Below are 3,916 nucleotides of genomic sequence, written 5' to 3' on the forward strand. Positions count from 1 at the left end.
CCTAATGCATACTTAATTACTAATGTTTGCGTTAATTTCACTGGAGTATAGGCTAGTGCCCCTTCAAGATACTATTATTCAAGCTTTAAGCAGCCGCGTGGTTAAGCAAATAATCCTCAGCTCACTAAGCACCAATAGTATAATCAATAAACTAGCATCATCTAGAATCCCCAATAAACCCATTAAATTTAGCTTAATAACTAGTGCTAATGGTTACCCGCTTTGGGGTGATGGGTCCAGACCTCTCATGCTTCACAGTGGTACTGAGTACGGCTTTCGCGTAGTTGTGGTTGATACTTATGATGAGAACCTTGATACCAGTAGATTGATGGATGAATTAACAACAATTAGTGGTGTTCATAGGATTTACGGTTTATATGCGGTTAATGTTGATTTAGTAGGTGCCTTAGTTAAGAGGAGCGAGGAATTAGGTAGGGAGCTGGCTGGTAACTTATACTTTAAGGTTAATTTTAAGTCACCTACACTGCTTCAGTACCCTAAGCACCCTAGGCTTAACATTAGGGAGAGCATTAATGCGCTTTACCCATATCCAATGCTCCTCGTGCTTAGCCTAGTGAAGTCTTGGAACAGTTACGAGAAGTATGAGAAGTTAGGTGTAGCCCACGCTATTTATGCACCTTACGAGTTGAGGGAGGTTGACCATAGGATTAAGCCAGTGACGGTGCATATGGGTGATGTTAAGGAGAGGGGATTCATAGGCTGGATAATATATGGATTAAGGACAAGCAGCAGTAGGAGGATGAGCAATTACGTTAAGTTACTTGAATTAGCCAACTACGTTGGTGTGGGTAGGTCAACAACAATGGGCCTTGGCTCAGTGAATGTAACTGCAGTATTTAATAATACTGAATCCGAGATTAAGGGGGGAAGCATTAAATAGTACGTGGACCTACTTAATTACATGGTGGTGTTCTCAGTAACTGACATTAAGCATTACGCGTACTGCCCAGTAATAATCTACATAACACACTTCCTTGGCGTCAGGGAGGAGGCAACTGAATACATGAAGTACGGTAAGGAGGTTGAGGTAAAGGATGTAGTAGCTGCCGCGGTGAGGATGGTTAAGGCTAAGAGTATTCTCAGATCCATTCAAGTATCAAGTAAACTAGGCTTCAGTGGTGTGGTGGATTACCTACTGGTGACTAAGTTCAATGAATACATCCCCATGGAGATTAAGTGGAGTGAGATTGAAGATAAGGCTAGGGTTGACCACGTGCTTCAATTAGCAGCATACTCAATAGCTGTTGAGGAAACCTTCAACACTGTGGTTAAACTAGCCCTAATACATTATGTTAGGGGTAATGGTGGAGTATTCATGAGGATTCACGTAACCCAACCATTAAGAGATAGGGTAATAGGTGCATTAAATGAAATGAGGATGATAAGTGGTGGTGACTTAAGGGGTGTTAGAGTGAATAGGAGGAGGTGCATTAGCTGTAATTATAGGGCCTATTGCCCAATTAACCCAAGAGCTTAATTAAGGGGTTGCTGAGTAGGATTCATGGAGCTGTACGCCTTAGTAATATATGATATTACTGATGATGGGCTTAGGAACGATATAGCAGCCTTCCTTAAGGCTCAAGGATTAATGAGAATACAGAAATCAGCCTTCATCGGGCCAACTACGCCAGGTAACTTAAGGAATATTGAAGCTGGCGTGAGGAGACTCATTAGGGGTTTCAGTAACGTTAACGTGCAGATATACTTACTAACGCACGCATGCTTCAACTCAAGGATAATAATTGGGGATTTAAGGTACGAGGAAGGTGAGGAGGGTGGGATAATAACTTAACCTCACTTAATTAACTCCAGCAACTTAATAACCCACTCCTTAACATGAACCCCCTCCTCCCCAACCTCAATTAAACCCTTATCCTCAAGATCATTAACATCCACGCCAAGCTCCTTAAGAGTCCCCCTACTCATGCCCTGCGCGATTTGGCTTAAAGCCGCCTTATACTTAGGGTCAATTACCACTGGTAATGTGGGTAATTCTACCACTTCCCTGAAGGATTCATGAGAGTATATTATCCTCCATGCCCCAGCCAGCATGGCTATTAACGTTAAGTAAGCTGACTCAGGCTTAAAACCACCTGTTGGATTAACCACAACCCTGTAACCCCTCTCCCTAAGTTCAATTATCCTCCCAGTGAACTTATCCATGAGGTCCATTAATCCAACCCTAAACCACTCAATCCCTTTACCAAAGCCCCTTAACACCACTGGTTCATCAACACTAATCAACGTTGAGTTAGGTAAGCCAGCCCTCCTCCTAAGGTCCATTGGCTCAGACTCAATGTAATGCTTAATTACTCCTGAGGAGAATATTGAGTTACCGGTGTCAGTGGGGTAAAGTATGATTAATACTTCACTAATATGAGCCTTAGCTGGGTACTCATTAAGGTATGTAACAATAGTGTTTAACTCTGCACTATAGGTTAAGGGGTCGCTTTTAATTAGGTTAAATACATCATCAAAAACCTCATTGCCAGGTTTAGAAATACCCCTGAATAACTCCTGAAGCTCATCATCCACTGGAAGCCTACTAGGCGGCTTACTTCTATTTGAGAACAAATCCCTAGCCCTACTACTCTTTAATTTGCCTGCATTCTTCTCAACATTACTTAACACACTAGTACCCACTGTCGACAATACCGCAAACTTATAACTCATAGTAATCCTTAGGATGCGCCATGTTTTAAACATTAACCACGCATAATATCATCACTAAGTCATTAAGCAATAACTCATTACTAGCCACTATGCCCACAGGATAAGCCCAATTTCCTAAGCACTGAATCATAGACATCTATACAATAGTCATCATCACACTTCTTAATTACCGTGTAATCCTTCAATAAACCTGCATGAGCAATAGCATGCCTCATAAACCTATCACCACTTTCCTCACCACGCTTCTCATTCCCCTCAGGATACTTAACTATACTTGCATATAATGTATCACTATTAAAGCTTTGATTAGCATAACGAATAGCGCTATATATGTTATTTAACTCATCATTTATAAGCCTACTGGATACTTCACTAATCTTATTAAATAAGTCACCCTTCATTAATTCCCGCAACTTATTAGTTGCTCTACTGCATATGAGGCCTTCAAGTAGGCATTCGTAGTACTTCTTAAATCCTGTGGTTGATTTATACTCTATAATCTTATTTTCATGATTAATCTCCATATCTACACTAGTACTGCACTGCTTATTGGTGCTTCCGCATAACCTACATAATTTGTAGACCACAATAGGCATACCCATTAAATATGCCTTAACTACTGGGTTAATTGGTTCTTCAGGCAACACTACAAACCTTATCTGTTCACTGAAGACCTTCCTATAATCCCAAGTTGCAGGCATGGCATTATACTCCTTAATAGTCACTACCCTACTACCCTTAAGTAATGCTAATGACGCCACCAGCCTACTGATGAACATTGTTATTACCGGCATGAAATTTATCCCATGGGTTGTATCAAGTATTATGGTTAAGTTCTCACTCACCGAATCCATAATGGCCCTCCACAAACCATCAAGTAATTCCATGGTTACTAAATCAGGATAACTATTGTAACTCCACCCATTATACATACCGATTGATGACGATATGACTACGTTAAGTTTCTCAATACTAACACCCGACATCCTAGCAAGCTCAGTAATATAATTTCTCACAATACGTCTCCATTGATCCTTACAACTTACTCTAATGTCTGGCTCCACCGTGATTTTCTCCTTTTTATCATCATAACGATTAAGATGTACTTCCTTGTTATTCTCAAGGCGCTTTAACACCTCCACCGCATCAAGGTTTGCACTGGATGACGCGCTTGCCGTTATTACGCTATCAAGCACATATATTATATACTTGTCAACCTTAT

5 protein-coding genes are annotated in these 3,916 nt (G+C 40.7%); 3 read left to right on the forward strand and 2 right to left on the reverse strand.

What is annotated here, in order from left to right; all coding sequences use genetic code 11:
* Positions 1-22 precede the first annotated feature (22 nt).
* From cas6 to cas2, 3 genes are read left to right on the forward strand one after another with little or no spacing between them, the layout of a single operon-like run.
* Positions 23-901 carry a CRISPR system precrRNA processing endoribonuclease RAMP protein Cas6 gene (gene cas6 / locus BP896_RS07005; protein ID WP_291767045.1) on the forward strand — a complete coding sequence of 293 codons (879 nt, stop codon included), beginning with the start codon at positions 23-25 and terminating at the stop codon, positions 899-901.
* Positions 902-922: 21 nt separating this feature from the next.
* Complete coding sequence (gene cas4 / locus BP896_RS07010) at positions 923-1,498, forward strand: CRISPR-associated protein Cas4 (protein WP_291767048.1); 576 nt, start codon at positions 923-925, stop codon at positions 1,496-1,498.
* Positions 1,499-1,522: 24 nt separating this feature from the next.
* Complete coding sequence (cas2, locus tag BP896_RS07015; RefSeq protein ID WP_291767049.1) at positions 1,523-1,813, forward strand: CRISPR-associated endonuclease Cas2; 291 nt, start codon at positions 1,523-1,525, stop codon at positions 1,811-1,813.
* A 2-nt stretch (positions 1,814-1,815) separates the two neighbouring features.
* Here the strand turns inward: cas2 and BP896_RS07020 are convergent, their stop codons facing one another.
* A complete protein-coding gene (locus BP896_RS07020; RefSeq protein WP_291767050.1) occupies positions 1,816-2,694 on the reverse strand; it encodes a putative CRISPR-associated protein in 879 nt (292 codons plus the stop codon).
* Between the two features lie 80 nt (positions 2,695-2,774).
* Positions 2,775-3,916: CRISPR-associated DxTHG motif protein (locus tag BP896_RS07025; RefSeq protein ID WP_291767051.1), on the reverse strand; the 1,142-nt coding region annotated here is incomplete at its 5' end.

This window comes from Caldivirga sp. UBA161 (genome assembly GCF_002506515.1).
Taxonomy (GTDB): domain Archaea; phylum Thermoproteota; class Thermoprotei; order Thermoproteales; family Thermocladiaceae; genus Caldivirga.

Bases quoted from the DNA above. Each gene is read 5' to 3' on its own strand.
- cas2 (WP_291767049.1), top strand. From the start codon at position 1,523: ATGGAGCTGTACGCCTTAGTAATATATGATATTACTGATGATGGGCTT.
- cas6 (WP_291767045.1), top strand. From the start codon at position 23: ATGTTTGCGTTAATTTCACTGGAGTATAGGCTAGTGCCCCTTCAAGAT.
- cas4 (WP_291767048.1), top strand. From the start codon at position 923: ATGGTGGTGTTCTCAGTAACTGACATTAAGCATTACGCGTACTGCCCA.
- BP896_RS07020 (WP_291767050.1), bottom strand. From the start codon at position 2,694: ATGAGTTATAAGTTTGCGGTATTGTCGACAGTGGGTACTAGTGTGTTA.